We start from the raw sequence: 19,292 nt of genomic DNA, 5'->3' as shown, positions 1-19,292 counted from the left end.
GTTTACCGGGTGAGCTTCGCGAGGATTTCCGCCTTCGCGCGCGAATAGTCTTCTTCGGTCACGAGACCCTTGTCGAGCAGGGCCTTCAACTGCTCGAGACGCTGCACGTAGTCGGTCCCTTCGGTGGGGGCCGCCGGGGCGGTGGGTGCGGCCGGCTGCGCAGCCTCAACCGGTGCCGCGGCGGGCGCGGGCGGCGCCGCTTGCGCCGCGTGCGCGGCGCCCGCGAGCTGGCCGGCCATCGCCTGGCCGATCACCGCACCGGCCGCGAGCCCCGCGCCGACGCCCGCGATGCCGCCCGGGTTCTGCGCGGCCAGCGGAATCGCCTGTGCGGTCTGGTATTGCGTCGCGCGGCCGAGATCGCCGGCCATCCCCGCGCCGATCCGCAGGTCGAGCGCCTTCTGCAGCTCGGCCGGCAGCGACACGCTTTCGACCGCGAACGCATCGAGCGCGAGGCCGTAGCGCGTGAACACCGGCACCAGCGCCTCGGCGACGCGTTGCGACAGCAGCGTCTGGTTCGCGGCCATGTCGACGAACGGCACGTCGGCCGCGCCGAACGTCGTGCTCATCGCGGTGACGACCAGGTTGCGCAGCTGCTGCTCGAGATCGTCGACCGTGTACTGCGCGCGCGTGCCGCTCACCTCGCGGTGGAACGCAGCCGCATCGACGATCCGGTACGAGTAGATGCCGAACGCGCGCAGCTGCACGAAGCCGAATTCGCGATCGCGGATCGTCACCGGCTGCGCGGTGCCCCAGCGCCGGCCGAGCTGCAGCCGGGTGCTGAAGAAGTAGACGTCCGACTTGAAAGGCGACTGAAAGAACTTGTCCCAGTTCTTCAGGTACGTGAGCACCGGAAGCGTGCGCGTTTCCAGCTTGTAGAGCCCGGGCTGGAACACGTCGGCGACCTTGCCTTCGTTGACGAAGATCGCGACCTGCGTTTCGCGCACAGTCAGCTGGCCGCCGTACTGGATCTCCTGGTCTTCCATCGGATAGCGCCAGGCCAGCACGCCGTCGGTGTCTTCCGTCCATTGCAGGACGTCGATGAACTGCTTGCGGATAAACGAACCCAGACTCATGTCGGTCTCCTCGAACGCGTGGCGCGTCAGGTCAGGCAGGCGGCATTGATGATGCCGACGACGAGCGATGCGGTGCCCATCAGGCCGCCCATCGCGACGTTGCGATCCTCGATCGCATGGTTCATGCCGGCGATCAGGCGGGTCAGCACCGCGTAGGTGACGAGCTGCACGGCCATCGCGCCGACGGCCCACAGCACGACTTCGCCGAGCGTCGAATTGTGCGCGATGCTGGAGGCGAGCGTCAGGCAGAAGCCGATCAGCGCGCCCCCGAACGACAGCGTCGCGGCCGGGTTGCCGTGGCGGATCAGTGCCAGTTCGTCGAACGGGGTGACCTTCAGGTACACTGCCGCGAACACAAAAAGCAGCACGAACGCCGACAGTAAATGAACCGCATAAAGATAGGCACTATTCATTCTTTTCCTCGGATTTTGTGCTCGCTTCGCCGCCCCCTCTCCGGTCGGCCCATGGCGCGCCGCCCCGCGCCCGGCCGCCCCACGGATGGCCGCGCCAGTATATCCACATTGCCGAACACTGCACAACGGACGCGCCATGCTGCATAAGCGCGCGCTCGTCCTGTCGATCCTCGTGCTCGCGTCGTGCGGGCTCGGCTACGAACTGATCAGCAGCGCGCTGGCGAGCTACCTGCTCGGCGATTCGATCCTGCAGTTCTCGTCGGTGATCGGCTGCTACCTGTTCGCGATGGGGATCGGCTCGTGGCTCGCGAAGTTCGTCGAGGACGACGACGTGCTCGACCGCTTCGTCGACATCGAGCTGCTCGTCGGCCTGCTCGGCGGCGTGTCGGCCGCGCTGCTGTTCGCGGTGTTCGGCTGGCTGGCCGCGCCGTTTCGCGCGGCGCTCTACGCGCTCGTGCTCGCGCTCGGCCTGCTGATCGGGATGGAGATCCCGCTCGTGATGCGTGCGTTCCAGCAGCGCCGGCAGGCGTTCCGCCATACCGTCAGCGAGGTGCTGACCTTCGACTATCTCGGCTCGCTCGCCGTGTCGCTGATCTTCCCGCTCGTGCTCGCGCCGCGTCTCGGCCTGTTGCGCACGAGCTTCCTGTTCGGCTTGCTCAACGCGTTCGTCGCGCTGTGGACCACGCACCTGTTCCGCGACGAGATCCGCAACGTGCGCGGCAAGCTGATGCGCGCATCGCTCGTGATCGGGCTGCTCGTCGCCGGCTTCGCGCTGTCGGAGCGCATCACGCACTGGGCCGAACACGGCGTGTACGGCGACGAGACGATCTATTCGGAAACGACGCCCTATCAGCGCATCGTGCTCACGCAGTGGCACGACGACATGCGGCTGTACCTGAACGGCAACCTGCAGTTCTCGTCGCGCGACGAGCATCGCTATCACGAGGCGCTGATCCATCCGACGATCGAAGCGCTGCCGTGGGCGAAGCGCGTGCTCGTGCTCGGCGGCGGCGACGGCCTCGCGGTGCGCGAACTGCTCAAGCACCGCAACCTCGAACAGATCACGCTCGTCGATCTCGATCCGGCGATGACGAAGCTGTTCTCGACCTCCGCGCCGCTCGTGAAGCTGAACCAGGGTTCGCTGAAGGACCCGCGCGTGCACGTGATCAACGCCGATGCGGTGCGCTGGCTCGAATCGAGCGCCGACGTGTACGACGCGATCGTCGTCGACTTCCCCGACCCGACCAACTTCGGGCTCGGCCGGCTGTATTCGGTGCCGGTGTTCCGGCTGCTCGCGCGCCACCTGTCGGAGAACGGCTATGCGGTGATCCAGTCGACGTCGCCGTATTTCGCGCCGCACGCGTACTGGACGATCGTCGCGACGCTGCACGAAGCCGGGCTCAACACGTGGCCGTACCACTGCTACGTGCCGTCGTTCGGCGACTGGGGTTTCGTGATCGCCGGCAAGCGCCGCGACTTCACCGTGCCGACGCACTATTCGGTGCCGACGCGCTGGCTCGACGCGCAGACGGCCGTCGAGATGTTCCACTTCCCGGCCGACATGCCGGCGCGGCCGATGTCGCCGAACGAACTCAACGACCAGCCGCTCGTGCGCCGCTTCGACGACGACTGGAAGCACGTGCTGCGCTGATGGATCGCCGCACCTTCCTCGTCGCGTCCGCCGCCGCGTCGCTCGCCGCGTGCGGGCGCACCGGCTGGATCGAGACGACGCCGCGCGTCGGCTACCCCGGCATGCGCGAAGGCCATGCGCTGCGCGACCACGCGGCGCTGCCGCCGCCGTCCGGCACGATCGAGACCGACGTCGCGATCCTCGGCGCCGGCGCGGCCGGCCTGTCGTGCGCGTGGCAGCTCGCGCGCGCCGGTCACACGCGCTTCGTCGTGCTCGCGGGCCCCGAGTTCGGCGGCAACGCGGCGGGAGGCCGCTTCGGCGAACTCGGCTATCCGAAAGGCGCGCACTACCTGCCGCTGCCGTCGCTCGAATCCGCGCATCTGCGCGACATGCTCGCCGATCTCGGCGTGATCGAGTCGGCGCCGTTCTCCGCGCAACCCGTGTACGACGAACGCGTGCTCGTGCACGCGCCCGACGAACGTCTGTTCATCCGCGGCGAGTGGCAGGACGGCATCGTGCCGGCGACCGGCCTCGACGCCGACGCGCTCGCGCAGCAAACGCGCTTTTTCGCGTACACGGACGGCCTGCGCACCGCGCGTGGCGCGGACGGCCGCAAGGTGTTCTGCATCCCGATCGCGGAATCGTCACGCGACGCGCGCTGGCGGGCGCTCGACCGGCGCTCGTTCAAGCAGTGGCTGCTCGACGAGGGTTACACCGCGAGCGCGCTGCACTGGTACCTGAACTACTGCTGCCGCGACGACTATGGCGCGGGCTACGAGCACGTGTCGGCGTGGGCCGGGCTCCACTATTTCTCGGCACGCGGCGGCCATGCGCGCAACGCGAGCGATGGCGCGGTGCTGACCTGGCCCGACGGGCTGCATGCGATGGTGACGAAGCTGAGCGATTCGATCACCACGCGCACCGGTTCGAACGCATGGTCGAGGGACGGTTTCGCCGTTCGCGCGACCGAGCGGGCGGGCGGCGTCGACGTGCTGTGCGCACGCATCGCCGACGACGGTACGCTGTCGACGTTCATGCTGAAGGCGCGGCGCGTCGTCAGCGCGATGCCGCTGTTCGTCGCGGCGCGCGTGTTTGCGCAGCTTCCCGCGTACGGCTTCGATCCCGCGCGCGACCTGCCGCCGCGCGCGCCGTGGCTCGTGTCCAACTTCCTGCTCGACGGGATGCCGGCCGAGGAAGCCGGCGTACCGCTCGCGTGGGACAACGTCGTCTACGACGGCGCGGGGCTCGGCTATGTCGTGTCGACGCACCAGATGATCCGGATGTCGCCGCCGACGCGCTCGGTGTTCTCCGCGTACCAGGCGTTGAGCACGCGCACGCCCGACGACACACGTCGCTGGCTCGCGCAGGCGCAGCCCGACGCGCTGCGCGAGCAGGCGGCGATCGACCTGCAGGCCGTGTACGGACGCGAGCTGTGGAAGCATGCGAGCGCGCTCGAGATCACCGTGCGCGGTCACGCGATGGCGACACCCGACGTCGGCTTCCTGAGCCGGCCGGGGCTGCTCGCGCTGCGCGAGGCCGACGGCCCCGTCGTGTTCGCGCATGCGGACCTGTCCGGGCTGTCGCTGTTCGAGGAAGCGTCGTACTGGGGCATGCTCGCGGCCCGGCGCGTGCTCGCCTGAGCGCCGGGTGCCGGCGCACGCGGCGGCGCGCATTCCGTCATTGCGGCGCCGCCGGCAACCGCTATAATCGCGCGACATTCCGACTGCATTGAGCAGGCCGACGGTGCGCGCCATTCGCCGCACCGTATCCCCTCCTCGACAACAACAATGACACACCGAACCGTTCGACGCCTTCGCCCGTTCGCTCGCGCCGCCGCGCGCCTGCTCGCGTGCGCCCCGCTGCTCGCCGCGCCGCCGGCGCTGCATGCGGCCGATGCCGCCAGCCCGGACGCGCAGCCCGCGTCCGGCCGCTACATCGTCGTCGACACCGGCCATACGCCGGCCCGTCCGGGTGCAACCGGCGCGAGCGGCCGCGTCGAATACCGGTACAACCTCGACCTGTCCACCGCCGTCGCCGAGCAGCTCGCCACGCACGGCGATCGCGTGCTGCGCACGTCGGCCGACGGCCGCGAGATCACGCTCGACCAGCGTTCGACGCAGGCGCCCGACGCGAACCTGTTCGTGTCGATCCATCACGATTCGATGCAGCAGCAGTTCATCGACGCGGGACGGCAACGTGAATTCCGCGGTTTCGCCGTGTTCGTGTCGGAGCGCAATCCGCACTATGCGCAAAGCCTGCGTTGCGCGAAGTCGATCGCCGAGCGGATGATCGCGAGCGGCGAACGGCCGTCGCTGTATCACGCGCAGCCGATCAAGGGCGAGAACCGTCCGCTGATCGATCCGCAACTCGGCATCCATCGCTTCGACGATCTCGTCGTGCTGCGCACCGCGCCGATTCCGGCCGTGCTGGTCGAGGCTGGCGTGATCGTCAATCCCGACGAGGAAAAGCGTCTCGCGCAGCGCGAGACGATCCAGCGTCTCGCCGCCGCGATCGCGGGCGGGATCGATGCGTGTACGGCGGCCAGGTAGAGGCTGGCGTCGGTCGGTTTCAACGGTTTTCACCCAGTGAGGAGCACCACCATGAAGAAAAAGAATCTGCTTGCATCCTTTGCGCTGCTTGCGCTTGCCGTTCCCTTCACCGCGCATGCGGCCGGCTGCGGGAAACCGCGCAGCGCGTTCGATCAGGTGTACTGCAGCAGCAACGAGTTCTCGCAGCTCGACCGCGAACTGAACGACCAGTACGGCCGCGTGCGCAAGCACCTGAGCGGCGATCAGCAGGCGAAGCTGAAGACGAGCCAGCTCGCGTGGATGAAGCAGCGCGATGACCGCTGCAGCGAAACGCGCGACGACGGCTACCTCGTGAACCTCCAGTGCGCGATCGACGCGACGCAATCGCGCCTGTCGTTCCTGCGCGAACGCGAGCGCGAATGCTCCAGCACGGGGTGCGTGACGGCGAAGCTCGGCGAGTAAGCGCTGCACGGGTGTCGTGCCGTGAATCGCTTCGCGGCGCGGCACCCGCTTTCCCGCCATATCCGCGTTGCCGAACCGCGCAGAGCACGTCGACGCAGCAAGAATTCTTTGAGGTCCTGAGCGACAGCCGCAACACCACCGTGCTGGAAGGCATCGTCATTCCGCTGGCCGGTATCGGAACCCATCCGTACACGGTCGCCTTCACGCTGGACGGCGACACACGCGAATTGCCGCAACCGATCACGCGGAGTACGCATGGCACCGAATACGACGATCGACATCCGCGCCGCCACGTCCGCCGACGCGCCGATCATCGCCGACATCCACGTCGCATCGTGGCAAGCGACCTACCCGGGCATCATGCCTGCGCGATTCCTCGCCGCTCTGTCGGTCGAACAGCGCACCGCCGCGTGGCGCGATGCGCTTGACGCGGGGCGGCCGCGTGTCGCGCTCGCATTCACAGAAAACCAGCCATCGGGCTGGATCGCCTACGGCCCGACACGCGACGCCGACAAGGACGCGACCTGGGGCGAGGTTGAAGCGATCTACCTGCATCCGTCGCATTGCGGACAGGGAATCGGCGCCGCGCTGATCGCTCACGCATGCCGATCGCGCGTGACCCGCTGCGGGGTCACGCGTCATGCGCTCACAGAAACCACCGATACTCCCGCGCACCGATCTCGTTGCGAAAATCCAGCTCCTCCTGCCGCTTGTTCTCGCAATACACCATCACGAACTCGCTGCCGAGCCCGTCGCGCACGGCCGCATGATCCTGCATCGCCGCGACGGCCGACAGCATCTCCTTCGGAAAATCGATCCCGCTGCCGCGATCGTCGTTGAGCGGCGCAATCGGCTCGAGCTGCGCATCGAGCCCGTGCTCCATTCCGGCCAGGATCGCCGCGAGCACCAGATACGGATTCGCGTCCGCGCTCGCGAGCCGATGCTCGATGCGCAGATTGCGCGCATCCGAATCCGGAATCCTGATGCACGCGTCGCGATCCTCGAAGCCCCAGCTTGCACGGCTAGCCGCGTTCACCATCGATCCATAGCGGCGGAACGCATTGTGATTCGGCGCGAACACCGGCATGCAGTGCGGCAGCAGCACGAGGCAGCCGGCCACCGCATGCAGCAGCGGCCGCTGCCCGTTGGCGGCGAGCAGGTTGCGGCCCGCATCGTCGTACAGGCTCACGTGCACATGCATCCCGCTGCCCGGCGCATGCAGGTACGGCTTGCCCATGAAGCTCGCGCGATAGCCGTGCCGCAACGCAACGCCGCGCGTGCTGCGGCAGAACAACGCCGACCAGTCGGCCGCGCGCAACGCATCGTCGGTATGGCCGAAGTTGATCTCGAACTGGCCCGGCCCGAGCTCGGCCGTGATCACCGTCGCGTCGACACCTTGCTCGCGCGCGGCCTCCACCATCTCGTGCAGCACGTCGGAAAACCGCGACAGGCGTTCGATGTGCATGTTCGGCTGATCGTCGCGGTCGTCGCTCAGGCGGTCGCGCGGATACTGCGGCATCCCGTCCGCGAGCTGCGCGGCAAACAGATAGAACTCGAGTTCGAACGCGACGACCGGCCGGATGCCGCGCGCCTCGAATCGCCGCAGCACGCGCGCAAGCACCTCGCGCGGCTCGAACTCGATCGGCGCATCGGTGCCGTCGGAGCTGATCAGCATCTGCGCGAGCGGCTGCCGCTCCCAGCGCACCGGCTTCAGCGTGCCGGGAATCAGGCGGCGCGGCGCGTCGGGGTCGCCGTCGTTGAAGCAGTAATCGCCGATCTTGTAGAGGCCGCCCTGCGTGCCGAGCAGCACGCAGTTCTGCGGCAGCTTCAGCAGCGCACCGGACGCGACCTTCTCGAGCGCATCGATCGGATAGCGCTTGCCGTAGAAGTGGCCCGGCAGGTCGAGACAGATCAGGTCGACATAACGGATCTCGGGATGCGCCTGCCGGAATGCGCGGACTTCATCGACCAGCACGGGAACGACGTCAGCCATGTCTCATCCTTTCCATGTCTTGTATGGCGGTGCCGCATCGCGGCGACCGGACACATCGGCATGCGGCACGTCACATGCCCGATGTCGATCAGTACTGCAAACCGGCGGCACGGCATGGGGGCACGTCAGGCCGCCGCGCCGACGACTCAGGTGAACACCCAGATCACGCGCGTCAGCGTGTCGCCCAGGTTCGCGTAACGAAACCGCTGGTGCGCGGGCAACTGGAACGCGTCGTTCGGGCCGAGCGTGACGGGTGTGTCGTCGCCGTCAATCCAGACCGTCAGCTCGCCTTCGAGCACGAAGCCGCCCTGCTCGTCGCTGTCGTCGACGGAGCGCTCGCCGCTGCTCGCGCCGGGTGCGAGATGGCTCTCGAGGATCGAGAAGCGCGAACGCATGTTCGGCGACACGAGGATGTCCGTGATGCCGGCCGCGTAATACACGGTGCGCCGCTCGTCGGGCCGCGTGACCCACGGCACGCTGCGCGGCTTGCTCAGGCTGTAGAAATACGTGGTCGGCACGCCGAGCGCCTCGCCGATCGCGGTGAGATCGGCCACCGTCGGGCGCGACAGCCCGCGCTCGACTTGCGACAGAAAGCCGACCGAGCGGCCGATCCGTTCCGCGAGATCGTTGAGCGTGACCTTGCGATGCTTGCGCAGGTCGCGGATCAGGATCGCCAGACTTTCTATCTCTTCCTGTTCGTTCATGTCAGATTCCGGTGCGTCAAACGGTATCGCGCAGACGGTACCAAACCTTGCCGATCGCTTCCAGCGGCGCGGCGAGGCGGTCGCCGCCGGGAAAGCGCGGGTTGCGGATGCGCTGGTACTGCGCGAGCAGGCGATCGTCGCCGAGCACGGCATCGGCGACCGCGCGCGCACCGGCGAGCGTCGGCAGCACGCCGTGTCCCGAGAAGCCCTGCAGCCAGAAGCGCTGGCCGCGGCGGCCGATGTCGGGCGTGCGTCGCATGCTGATGTCGATGTGGCCGCCCCACGCGTAGTCGAGCGGCACGCCGCCCAGTTGCGGGAACACGCGTTCGAGGCGCGGGCGTGTCGCCGCCGCGATGTCGGCGGGTATGCCGCCGAGATACGTGCAGCCGCCGCCGAACAGCAGGCGGTTGTCGGGGCTCAGGCGGAAGTAGTCGGGCACGAACTGGTTGTCGATCACGCAACTGTTATGCGGCAACAGCGAGCGTGCGACGTCCGGCGCGAGCGGCGCGGTCGCGACCTGATAGGTGCCCACCGGCAGCAGCCGGCGCGACAGCTCCGGATCGAGCCGGTCGACGTACGCGTTGCACGCGAGCACGAGCACGTCCGCGCGCACTTCGCCGTGCGCGGTGCGAGCGACGTGGCCGCTGGCCGTCTCGCGATAATCGAGCACGCGGCTTTGCTCGAAGATGCGGCCGCCGGCCCGCTCGATCGTCTGCGCGAGACCGAGCGCGAGCTTCAGCGGATTCAGATGGCCGGCCTCGGGATCGTAGGCGCGGCGAGATAGCGCGTGCTGCCGATCCACTCGGGCATCTCGGCCTGCCCGATCACGCGCAACCGGTCGTAGCCCCAGCGCTGCGCCGCTTCGTCGCGGGCCTGCGCGAGCATCGCGACGCGACGCGGGCGCAGCGCGGCCCACAGGCTGCCGGGCCGGTAGTCGATGTCGAAGCCGTGACGGGCGGGCAGTTCGCGCACTTCGGCCGCCGCCCAGCGCATGCTGTCCCACAGCAGGCGCGCGCCGTCGCGGCCGAGCGAATCCTCGAGCGGCTGCATGTCGCACGACCAGCCGAGCAACGCCTGACCGCCGTTGCGGCCCGATGCGGCCCACGCGACGCGGCTCGCTTCGAGCACGACCACGCGCTTGCCCGCGAGCGCGACACGCAACGCCGTGTGCAGCCCGCTGAAGCCCGCACCGACCACCAGCACGTCGGCGTCGATGCGTTCGTCCAGTTCGGGACGCCGCGGGATCGGCGCCGGGTAGGTGCCGGCGTAGTAGCTTGCGACGTGACGGTCGGACTGCACGAACATGCGGACTCCCGTGAAATTTACGCCGGTTAATTTCATGAAAAATTAGCACGGCAATTTCACGGAAGCAAGGGGGATCGTGCGGCGGGTCGTCAGGGAAATGCGGTGTTCGGCGCGGAAGTTGGACAACTAACGTTGCGCTCTTTTCAGGTTCTCATAACGCCGTTGTCTCGAGCCCCGCATGCCGGAGATTCTCTGGCTCGGCCGGCGCAGCATCAGCGGCGATGGCCGGTTCCGGTGTTTGAAGTCAAACGAAGCGAACGGAATAAACGCATCGGCCGGTCCGTTTACTAACGTCCCAATCGTGTTCGGAGCCCAGCCATGAAACAGGTCCATACAACGCTCGGCGCTGCGATGATCGCATTCGTGCTGACCAGCGTCGTAGCATGCGGCAATTCATCCCACGTCAGTCAGTACAAGGTCGATGTACTGGTTTCCGACGGTGCCCTACCCGCTGCTCACGTGGATACAAACCTGAAGAATCCGTGGGGCATTGCCTTCAATCCCAGGGGTTTCGTGTGGGTCGCGGATAACGGGACGCAGCACGCAACGCTCTATGACGGCAATGGCGTACCGCAATCGCTCGTCGTGACGATCCCCGCCGGCTCGCAAGGCGACGCGTCCCCCACGGGCATCGTATTCAATGGCACGTCGGACTTCGTGGTGACCCAGGGCACAAAATCGGGGCCGGCATCCTTCATTTTCGCCGGCGAGGGCGGAACGATCACGGCGTGGTCGCCAGCCGTCAATCCGACCTCGGCCGTCACCGTGTTCGACAGCGGCGGCGGTGCCGTCTACAAAGGGCTAGCCATGGCCAGCAACAACGGCGCGAATTTCCTATACGCAACGGACTTCCACAACAACAGGATCGATGTTTTCGACAGGACCTTCACAAAGGTGACGACGACCGGTGCATTTCAAGATCCCGCTTTGCCGGCCGGGTTTGCGCCGTTTGGAATTCAGGCCATCAACTCGAAACTTTACGTTGCTTATGCGAAGCAGGATGCGGCAGCACACGACGACGTCGCTGGTGCAGGATTGGGTTTGATCGACGTGTTCAGCCCATCGGGACAATTCATTCAACGCTTCGCCTCCGGCGAACCATTGAATGCGCCGTGGGGCATGGCGCCTGCACCCGCGGATTTTGGCCGCTTCAGCAACACCGTTCTGATCGGCAACTTCGGTGACGGCATGATCCACGCGTTCGATGCGACGTCAGGCATGCTGCGCGGGACCCTGCAGCAACTCGACGGCAAGGCGATCGTCGAGCCGGGGCTGTGGGGCATCGCATTCGGCAACGGCCTCAACAATCAACCTGTCAATACACTGTTTTTTGCTGCCGGCCCCAACGACGAAGCCGACGGTGTCTATGGCCGCATCGACGTCGGCCCGTGAGCGTTCTGGCCGGGATTGCCTGCGGCAATCGCTCGACGCCGGATAGGCGCGTTGTTTCGATGCAAAGGAGGCCCCCATGGCCGCCACTACTTACCGAATCGCCGTCGTCGCCAGTGTGACTGCCCTCGGCATGACATCGCATCCCGGCTGGGCGGAGCAAACCGTCAACGCGACGTTGCGTTCGAATTCGATCCAGCTCGACACACACAACATGAAAGCGGGTCGCGTCACGTTCGATGTCAAAAATGCTGTGGACAACAACATGGAGCACGAACTCGTCTTGCTCAGGACCAATCTCTCAGATGATGCACTTCCTGTCCGCAAAGGGCAGGTGCTGGAGCACAGGTTGAGAAAGATCGGCGAAGTCGAAGACATCGCCCCGGGAACGAGCAAGCGCGCGTCATTCAAGCTCATGCCCGGCCACTACGTGCTGATCTGCAACAAGCCGGGACATTATGTTGCGGGCATGCACACGGCGCTTGTCGTGACGCCGTAAGTCACTTCGGCGGCCCGAAAGACAGCCCGGCAGCGCCGCCGTGCGATCGTAACAGGAGACTTGGCCGCGCGGCGCGGCCCGGCATGTGCGCCGCCGACCTCGGCTCCTGTTCAGTTCGTCCGTCGCGCAGCGCCGCTCGGCGTCACGCCGACGGATGCCCTTGTGTTGCTGCCCGCCTCCCTTTTCAACGTGTCGGCAACTTTAGTTCGTCGGCCTGCGGACGCGTCGCTTTTCCACCATCCGGTCCCGACGCATAATGAACCCCTGCACGCGTTGCCGTCGCGCTACGGGCAACCCGCGGCGCGACGGCAAGCGAACGCGGCATCGACGCAAGGAGGCTTTCCGCATGACGCAGCCATTCAGACTGGGCGACCACGTCCGCTGGAATTCCGAAGCCGGTTACGTGACGGGCACGATCATCGCGATCCACACGCAGGATTTCGACTACAAAGGGCATCGCCATCGCGCGTCGCCGGACGATCCGCAATACGAGATCAAGAGCGACCGGACCGACCACATCGCCGCGCATCGCGGCCGCGTGCTCGAACGCATAGCCGGCAAGGACGACGCGTGACGCTCCCGTTCTACACGATCGGCCATTCGAACCGCACTCTCGACGAGTTCGTCGAGATGCTCGACGCGGTCGATATCGCGCTGCTTGCCGATATCCGGAAGATGACGCGCTCGCGCACGAATCCGCAGTTCAACGAAGCGACGCTGCCCGACGCGCTGGCCGCCGCCGATATCGCGTACGAGCACATCGCCGAACTCGGCGGCCTGCGCGGCAAGTCGCGCGGCGTGCCCGACGAGGTCAACGACTTCTGGACCAACCGCAGCTTCCATCGCTACGCCGATTACGCGCTGTCGCCCGAGTTTCGAGCCGGCCTCGACCAGCTGATCGCGCAAGGGCACCGGCAACGCTGCGCGATCATGTGTTCGGAAGCCGTGTGGTGGCGCTGTCACCGGCGCATCGTGTCCGACTACCTGATCGCGCGCGGCGAAACGGTGCTGCACATCATGGGCCGCAATCGCGTCGAGCCCGCGCGTCTCACGGCCGGCGCGGTGATCCGGGACGACGGCACGATCGTCTATCCGGACGTCGACAGCGATGCGGCTGCCGACGGCACCGCCGGGCAACCGAACGAGTAACGCGGCGCTGGCCGTGCTCGTGCGCACGGCGGCGATGGCCTGACGCGCGGCGCAACGCTCCATATCGGCCGCCCGACACGCCACGCGCTCGCCGCGGTTTGCAACGCCGCGATCCTGCATTACCATCGGGCGATCATCGCGCGCGCGTGGCTTTCGGCCCGCGCGCCCCGCCACCTCCGCGCTCCCTCACCGATGCTCGCTCTCATCATCATCGCCGGCCTGTGGGCCGGCCTGCAGAATGCCCTCGCGGGCGGCGGTTCGTTCGTCACACTGCCCGCGCTGATCCTGTCGGGCATGTCGCCGCTCGCGGCGAACATCACGTCGACGGTCGCGCTGTTCCCCGGCCAGGTCACGACGGGCTGGGCGAGCCGAAACATGGTGCGCGGCGCGGGCAAGCTGCCGTTTCGCGCGCTGTTCGCGATCAGCGTGGTCGGCGGCGCACTCGGCGGGCTGCTGCTGCTGAAAACCCCGTCGTCGATCTTCTCGCACCTCGTGCCGTGGCTCGTGCTGTTCGCGACGATCGTGTTCGCGTGGGGCAGCTTCTTCCGCAAGCCCGGCGCGGACACGCAGCATCTCGGCCCCGTCACGGCCGCGATCGCGCAGTTCCTGATCGCGATCTACGGCGGCTACTTCGGCGGCGGCATCGGCTTCCTGATGATGGCCGCGCTGACGATGGCCGGCTTGTCGCCGCGTCACGCAATGTCGACCAAGAACGCGCTCGCAGGCGTGATGAACGCGTCGGCGGTCGTGCTGTTCCTGACCTCGCCGCATCTGCACTGGCAGGCGGCGATCGCCCTTGGCGGCGGCGCGATCGTCGGCGGCCTGCTCGGCGCGTGGGCGCTGCACCGCGTGAACGAGCGCGTGCTGCGGATCGCGATCGTCTGCATCGGCGCCGCGCTGACCGTCGGGCTGTTCGTCAAGCCGATCTGACGCACGCTCGGGCAGGCGTCCGTACGTTGAGGGAGCGCGGGTAGCGGGGAATGCGCCGCGTCGATGTCGCAGGCGCCCGGGGCGGCGCGTGCGCCCCACTCGTCAATCGTTGCAGGCGGCCACGTTCAACCGAACGGCCGCACGCCGATCAGCGGTCCGTGCAGGAAAAGCGCGAACACGGCCCATACGACGAGCCCGGCCGCGATCGTCACCGCATCGCCCGACAGCCTGCCGGCCGGATAGCGGACGCCGTCGCGGCGGTCGCGCGCGCGCCACACGACGAAATCGACCAGCGCCCACACGAAAAATGCGCCGAACAGCACGACCGCATGCAGCGTGCCGTTCGCGAGCAGGTGCGCGACCGCCCACACCATCACGCCGGCTACCATCGGATGACCGACGAGCGTCTTGATGCGGTTGCGCGGCACGTAGGCCGCGGCGATCAGCACGAATGCGATCGCGGTCAGCATGCCGGTGAGGTGGCGCACGCCCACGGGTGACACCCACAGCAGCGTCGCGCTCTGGCGCGCGATCCCGTAACCCCAGATGATCAGCACGAAGCCGACGATCGACGCGATCGCATAGGGGCCCTTCCAGCGTTTCTCGCCGATCCGCTCGATGGTTGCGGAGCGCCAGCCATCCGCGACGATCCGGATCGAATGCACACCGAGGAAGATCGCTAAACCGAGAATCAGGACGAGCATCGGCTATCTCCGTCTGGAACGATGAGTGGGGGAAGCATTCGCGCGGCTTTCGATGCGCCGTTCGCGAGGCCGGCGGCGACACCGGCTCGGGTTGCGCCGGGCACGGACGCAATCGCGCCGATCATAAACGCCGGGGCCGCCGTTGTGAAGCAGGCGGACCATGCGCTGCGTCAAGCTCGGCGCTTGCGCGCACCCGCCGTGGCTCGAAAGAAAGGACAAGAAAGGAAAGAGCGCCGTCTTACGGCCGACGCTGCGTGCGCTTGCGCGTCGCCTCCGGTTTCGGTGCCGGCTTCGACTTCGGCCGTGCGTTGCGCTTCGGCGCCCCCGCCAGCAGCGCCGCGCGATACGCGCCGCGACACCAATCGAACAGCGCGCCCGCGTCCTCGAGCACGTCGGCCGGCGTTTCGTAATAGCCTTCGAGCGCAACGGTGCGCGTGGGCCGCTCGTACGAGAACGGCCCCATCCCGGCCGCAACGAACGCGGGACGGTTCACGTCGTCGACGCGCAGGAACAGCGACCCGCGCGACATGAAGCCAAACATCACGCCGTCGAGCCGCATCGCGGCGCCGCTGAAGAACCGCACGACCTCTACCTTGCCGAGCGGCGCGAGCTGGTAAGCGATCTCCTCCCCGTGCGCCTTGTCCGCCTGCCAGCTCATGCGGGCTCCGTGCAGCGCTGCGTCCACGCGTCGAGTTCCGCGTCGTCGAAGCCGACAGCCGCCGCGCTCTCGCGGATCTGCCGCCACGTCGCACGATCGACCGGAATGCCGTCCGCGCCGCGCGCCGCGCGGCTTGCCTCCTCCGGCTCGCCTGGCATCCGCACCGGCGCATCACCCGCCTGCGGCGACGCCTTCGCCCACGCGACGAACGCATCGGCTTCACGCTGGGCGTCGGCTGCATCGAACGCGTTCGGGTCGATCAACACCGACAGCATCCCGTTGACGATCGCGCTCGTCTTCTGCAGCGTGTCGCCGTAGGTCGTATGCCCGCCAACCAGCGCGCCGCCGAAGATCTCGCACATCGCGGCCAGCGCATAGCCCTTGTGCAGCCCGAACGGCAGCAACGCGCCGAACGGCTGCTCGTGCATGACGGCCGGATCGTCGCTCGGCTGGCCGCGATGATCGATCAGCGACCCGACCGGCACGCGCTTGCCCTGGTTATACGCGACCCGCGTCTTGCCGTACGCGATCGCGCTCGTCGCGAAATCGAGCAGCAGCGGCGGGCGGCCCGCGCGCGGATACGCGGCGCAGAACGGATTCGTGCCGAAGCGCGGATCGGTGCCGTTGAGCGGCGCGACGAGCAAGTCGCCCGGCACGTTGACGAAATGGAACGACACGAGGCCCGAGCGCGCGCACTGCTCGGCCCAGTGCCCGATGCGGCCGAGATGATGAACGTCGCGCAGCCCGATCGCGCAGATGCCCATGCGCCGGGCCCGCTCGATCCCTTCGACCATTGCCTCGAACGCGATCACCTGGCCGAAGCCGCGCCCGCCGTCGATCGTCAGCACCGCGCCGCCATCGCGGACGATCGACGCGTGCCCGTTCAACTGCAGTTGCCCTTCCCGCCACGATGCGACGTAGTTCGGGATCATCCCGATCCCGTGCGAATCGTGCCCGGCCAGATTCGCGCCGACCAGGTGATCGGCCACGAGCCGCGCCTCGCGCTCGCTGCTGCCGGCCCGCTCCCAGAGTGCCGCGACGAATGCGTGCAGCGGTTCGGCGCGCATGCGCAGCGGGTCGGTAGCGGGTGTCGGCAGCGCGGTCATCGGCAAGGCTCCGTCAGGTCAGGCGGGATCGTGTCGGGTTGGGTCGGATCGGGACTGGCAGCGCGAACGCTCAGCGCGCGGTGGCGATCACGTCCGCGACCGCCGCGGTCAGCTTCTTCGCGTACGGCACGTGCAGGAACTCGTTCGGGCCGTGCGCGTTCGACTTCGGGCCGAGCACGCCGCACACCATGAACTGCGCGGACGGGAACCCTTCCTGCAGCACGTTCATCAGCGGGATCGTGCCGCCGAGGCCCATGTACGCGCAGTCCGCGCCGAAGTGGCGGCGCGATGCGGCGTCGAGCGACGACGCGAGCCACGGCGCGAGATCCGGCGCGCTCCAGCCGGTCGCAGCGCCCGCGTCGGGCTTGAACGTGACCTTCGCGTTGTACGGCGGATCGAGTTCGAGCAGTTCCTTCAGCTGCTGCACGGCCTGCGCGGCGTCGACGAGCGGCGGCAGGCGCAGCGACAGCTTGAACGCGGTGCGCGGACGCAGCACGTTGCCCGCGTCGGAAAGCGCCGGCAGGCCGGCCGCGCCCGTCACCGACAGCGACGGACGCCACGTCGAATTCAACAGCGCCTCGCGCGGATCGGTCGTGGTCGGCAGCACCGGTTTGCCGTCCATCCCACACGCCCATGGCAGCCCCTTCCACACGCTGTCGCCGAGAATCGCGGCGGCCGCGTCGGCTTCGCGCACGCGGCTGTCGGGAATTTCGCAATGGAACACGCCCGGCAGCAGATTGCCGTTCTTCGCATCTTCGAGGCGCTCGAACAGCTGCCGCATCACGCGGAAGCTCGACGGCGCGATGCCGCCGAAGACGCCCGAGTGAACGCCTTCCTCAAGCACCTCGACCTGCAGGTCGCCGGACACCAGCCCGCGCAGCGACGTCGTGAGCCACATCTGGTCGTAGTTGCCGGCGCCCGAATCGAGGCACACGACGAGCGACACCTGGCCGAGCCGGTCGCGCAGTGCGTCGACGTACGGCAGCAGGTCGTAGCTGCCCGACTCCTCGCAGGTCTCGATCAGGCCGACGCAGCGCGGCCGTTCGACGCCCTGCTCGTCGAGCGCGCCGAGCGCCGCGAGGCTCGCATAGATCGCGTAGCCGTCGTCCGCGCCGCCGCGGCCGTACAGCTTGCCGTTCTCGAACTTCGGCGTCCACGGGCCGAGGTCCGCGCGCCAGCCGTCGAATTCGGGCTGCTTGTCGAGGTGGCCGTACAGCAGGATCGTGTCGGTGCTGCCCGCGCGCGTCGCGGGCGTTTCGAAGAAGATCACCGGCGTGCGGCCGGGCAGGCGCACGATCTCGAGCTTCAGGCCTTTCACCGGCTGGCGTTCGGCCCACTGCGCGGCATCGGTGACGACGCGTTCGAGATACCCGCGCTGCGCCCAGTCGGGGTCGAATGCGGGACTCTTCGCGGGGATCGCGATGTAGTCGGTCAATGCGTGGAGGATTTCATCGTTCCACTTGCGCTCGACGAAGGTAACGAGCTTGTCATGGTCGAGGACGGGGGTAGTGTCGACGGAGGTCATGATGGGTGCCTGGATCGGGCTGATGAAAAACCGGATGATACGCCGATGGCACCGGCCCGGGGCCTTTGCGCGGCTCTTTCCGCCGCCGGCTTCTGGCTTGCCTTCGGCCCCCTTCCAGCGTTTGCGCGCCCGTTCAGTCGCCCGGCGGAAACGTGTCGCGCAGCCCCGCCGCGCACGCCAGCGCGTCATCCCACAGTCGTCGCGTCAGCACCCCGGCGTGCTCTTCGCGCGCGAGCGCCGCGGCCTCGCCCGACCACAGCAGCGAGAAATCGTCGCGGCCCTGCCGTTCGAATGCGCCGCGCAGCGGATCGACCGCGGCCGTCGCGAGCGGGAACGCGGGCGCGAGCGCGCTCATCGGCCCCTGCTCGCGCATGAAGCGCGTCAGCAGCCCGCGCGCCGGCCGGCCCGTGTACAGGTTGGTCATGCGGGTGCCGTCGTCGCGCGCCGCCCGCACCGCCGCGCGGTGCTGCGCGGAGCGGCCGGCCTGCGGCGTGAGCAGGTAGCCGGTGCCGATCTGCACCGCACGTGCGCCGAGCGCGAAAGCGGCCGCGATGCCGCGGCCGTCGGCGATCGCGCCCGCCGCGATCACCGGCGCGCGCACCGCGTCGACGATCTGCGGCAACAGTGCGAACAGCCCCGGCTGCGCGTGAATGTCATCGGCGAGGAACATCCCGCGATGCCCGCCTGCCTCCGCGCCCTGCGCGATGATCGCGTCGACGTCGCGCGCATCGAGCCAGCACGCCTCCTCGACGGTCGTCGCGGACGACACGATCCGCGCGCCGGTACGACGCACGCGCGCCAGCAACGCGTCGTCCGGCAACCCGAAATGAAAGCTGACGACGGCCGGCCGCATTTCCTCGACCACCGCGCACATCGCGTCGTCGAACGGTGCACGGCCGGCGCCGCCCTTCACGTCGACCGGATCGAGCCCGGCTTCCGCGTAGTAGCCGGCCAGTGCCGCACGCCAGCGCGCGTCGACCTCGGCGTCCGGCGCGGGCGGCGTATGGCAGAAGAAGTTCACGTTGAACGGGGCCTGCGTGCGTGCGCGGATCGCCGCGATCTCGTCGCGCAGTTGCTGCGGGCCGAGCGCCGCGCATGCGAGCGAGCCGAGCCCGCCGGCTTCGCAGACCGCGATTGCAAGCGCGCTCAGCGAACCGACCATCGGGGCCTGAATCAGCGGCAAACGGGAAGGCAGCATCGGCATCATCCTTCGAAAGGAAAAAT

The 19,292-nt window shown here is 68.0% G+C and carries 19 protein-coding genes and 2 pseudogenes; 11 read left to right on the top strand and 10 right to left on the bottom strand.

Going from position 1 to position 19,292, the window contains the following annotated elements:
- Window positions 1-2: 2 nt before the first annotated feature.
- A complete protein-coding gene (locus SB786_RS24695) occupies window positions 3-1,073 on the bottom strand; it encodes an SPFH domain-containing protein (protein ID WP_410729774.1) in 1,071 nt (356 codons plus the stop codon).
- A 26-nt stretch (window positions 1,074-1,099) separates the two neighbouring features.
- On the bottom strand, window positions 1,100-1,486 hold the full coding sequence (locus SB786_RS24690) for a DUF350 domain-containing protein (protein ID WP_410729773.1): 387 nt from the start codon (window positions 1,484-1,486) through the stop codon (window positions 1,100-1,102).
- Between the two features lie 136 nt (window positions 1,487-1,622).
- Between SB786_RS24690 and SB786_RS24685 the strand changes: the two genes are divergently transcribed.
- The 6 genes and pseudogenes from SB786_RS24685 to SB786_RS24660 form a co-directional block, all read left to right on the top strand.
- Window positions 1,623-3,137, top strand: coding sequence for a polyamine aminopropyltransferase (locus SB786_RS24685; RefSeq protein ID WP_410729772.1), 1,515 nt, complete (start codon window positions 1,623-1,625; stop codon window positions 3,135-3,137).
- The gene (locus SB786_RS24680) at window positions 3,137-4,756 is read left to right on the top strand and encodes an FAD-dependent oxidoreductase (protein WP_410729771.1); all 1,620 of its coding nucleotides are present in this window, start codon (window positions 3,137-3,139) and stop codon (window positions 4,754-4,756) included. The genes SB786_RS24685 and SB786_RS24680 overlap by 1 nt, the downstream gene beginning before the upstream one ends.
- Window positions 4,757-4,903: 147 nt before the next feature.
- Window positions 4,904-5,665, top strand: a complete 762-nt coding sequence (locus SB786_RS24675) for an N-acetylmuramoyl-L-alanine amidase family protein (protein WP_410729769.1) — start codon at window positions 4,904-4,906, stop codon at window positions 5,663-5,665.
- 51 nt (window positions 5,666-5,716) lie between these two features.
- Window positions 5,717-6,106 (top strand): lysozyme inhibitor LprI family protein, encoded by a 390-nt coding sequence (locus SB786_RS24670; RefSeq protein WP_410729768.1) that lies wholly within the window; start codon window positions 5,717-5,719, stop codon window positions 6,104-6,106.
- Complete coding sequence (locus SB786_RS24665) at window positions 6,064-6,534, top strand: hypothetical protein (RefSeq protein ID WP_410729767.1); 471 nt, start codon at window positions 6,064-6,066, stop codon at window positions 6,532-6,534. Before SB786_RS24670 ends, SB786_RS24665 begins: the two co-directional genes overlap by 43 nt.
- Window positions 6,416-6,742 (top strand): annotated as a pseudogene (locus tag SB786_RS24660) (GNAT family N-acetyltransferase); the annotation flags it as partial. The gene SB786_RS24665 and the pseudogene SB786_RS24660, both read left to right, overlap by 119 nt.
- Window positions 6,743-6,752: 10 nt before the next feature.
- Here the strand turns inward: SB786_RS24660 and SB786_RS24655 are convergent.
- From SB786_RS24655 to SB786_RS24645, 3 genes and pseudogenes are all read right to left on the bottom strand, one after another.
- Window positions 6,753-8,099, bottom strand: a complete 1,347-nt coding sequence (locus tag SB786_RS24655; RefSeq protein ID WP_410729766.1) for a glutamine synthetase family protein — start codon at window positions 8,097-8,099, stop codon at window positions 6,753-6,755.
- Between the two features lie 146 nt (window positions 8,100-8,245).
- Entirely contained in the window at window positions 8,246-8,803 is a 558-nt protein-coding gene (locus SB786_RS24650; protein WP_410729765.1) for a helix-turn-helix domain-containing protein, read from the bottom strand.
- A gap of 16 nt (window positions 8,804-8,819) precedes the next feature.
- Window positions 8,820-10,144: pseudogene (locus tag SB786_RS24645) on the bottom strand (NAD(P)/FAD-dependent oxidoreductase).
- Window positions 10,145-10,426: 282 nt separating this feature from the next.
- Between SB786_RS24645 and SB786_RS24640 the strand changes: the two are divergent.
- The 5 genes from SB786_RS24640 (at window position 10,427) to SB786_RS24620 (ending at window position 14,075) form a co-directional block, all read left to right on the top strand.
- Window positions 10,427-11,500 carry a TIGR03118 family protein gene (locus tag SB786_RS24640; protein WP_410729764.1) on the top strand — a complete coding sequence of 358 codons (1,074 nt, stop codon included), beginning with the start codon at window positions 10,427-10,429 and terminating at the stop codon, window positions 11,498-11,500.
- Between the two features lie 76 nt (window positions 11,501-11,576).
- Complete coding sequence (locus tag SB786_RS24635) at window positions 11,577-11,996, top strand: plastocyanin/azurin family copper-binding protein (protein WP_410729763.1); 420 nt, start codon at window positions 11,577-11,579, stop codon at window positions 11,994-11,996.
- Between the two features lie 346 nt (window positions 11,997-12,342).
- On the top strand, window positions 12,343-12,570 hold the full coding sequence (locus SB786_RS24630) for a DUF2945 domain-containing protein (protein WP_410729762.1): 228 nt from the start codon (window positions 12,343-12,345) through the stop codon (window positions 12,568-12,570).
- The gene (locus SB786_RS24625; RefSeq protein WP_410729761.1) at window positions 12,567-13,145 is read left to right on the top strand and encodes a DUF488 family protein; all 579 of its coding nucleotides are present in this window, start codon (window positions 12,567-12,569) and stop codon (window positions 13,143-13,145) included. Before SB786_RS24630 ends, SB786_RS24625 begins: the two co-directional genes overlap by 4 nt.
- Before the next feature lie 192 nt (window positions 13,146-13,337).
- Window positions 13,338-14,075 (top strand): sulfite exporter TauE/SafE family protein, encoded by a 738-nt coding sequence (locus SB786_RS24620; protein ID WP_410729760.1) that lies wholly within the window; start codon window positions 13,338-13,340, stop codon window positions 14,073-14,075.
- A 125-nt stretch (window positions 14,076-14,200) separates the two neighbouring features.
- Here the strand turns inward: SB786_RS24620 and SB786_RS24615 are convergent, their stop codons facing one another.
- The 5 genes from SB786_RS24615 to SB786_RS24595 form a co-directional block, all read right to left on the bottom strand.
- Complete coding sequence (locus SB786_RS24615; RefSeq protein WP_410729759.1) at window positions 14,201-14,779, bottom strand: NnrU family protein; 579 nt, start codon at window positions 14,777-14,779, stop codon at window positions 14,201-14,203.
- Between the two features lie 238 nt (window positions 14,780-15,017).
- Window positions 15,018-15,437 (bottom strand): TfoX/Sxy family protein, encoded by a 420-nt coding sequence (locus SB786_RS24610; RefSeq protein ID WP_410729758.1) that lies wholly within the window; start codon window positions 15,435-15,437, stop codon window positions 15,018-15,020.
- Window positions 15,434-16,543: a malate/lactate/ureidoglycolate dehydrogenase gene (locus SB786_RS24605; RefSeq protein WP_410729757.1), complete on the bottom strand. Its 1,110-nt coding sequence runs from the start codon at window positions 16,541-16,543 to the stop codon at window positions 15,434-15,436. Before SB786_RS24605 ends, SB786_RS24610 begins: the two co-directional genes overlap by 4 nt.
- 70 nt (window positions 16,544-16,613) lie before the next feature.
- Window positions 16,614-18,068 carry a M20 family metallopeptidase gene (locus SB786_RS24600; protein ID WP_410729756.1) on the bottom strand — a complete coding sequence of 485 codons (1,455 nt, stop codon included), beginning with the start codon at window positions 18,066-18,068 and terminating at the stop codon, window positions 16,614-16,616.
- A gap of 133 nt (window positions 18,069-18,201) precedes the next feature.
- Window positions 18,202-19,272: an NAD(P)H-dependent flavin oxidoreductase gene (locus SB786_RS24595; RefSeq protein ID WP_410729755.1), complete on the bottom strand. Its 1,071-nt coding sequence runs from the start codon at window positions 19,270-19,272 to the stop codon at window positions 18,202-18,204.
- Between the last annotated feature and the right edge of the window lie 20 nt (window positions 19,273-19,292).

Origin of the sequence: Burkholderia sp. SIMBA_062, from assembly GCF_046534765.1 — a bacterium.
GTDB lineage: Bacteria > Pseudomonadota > Gammaproteobacteria > Burkholderiales > Burkholderiaceae > Burkholderia > Burkholderia ambifaria.
The sequence above is the reverse complement of the archived record's forward strand: the minus strand, read 5'-3'. Positions and strand labels throughout refer to the sequence as shown.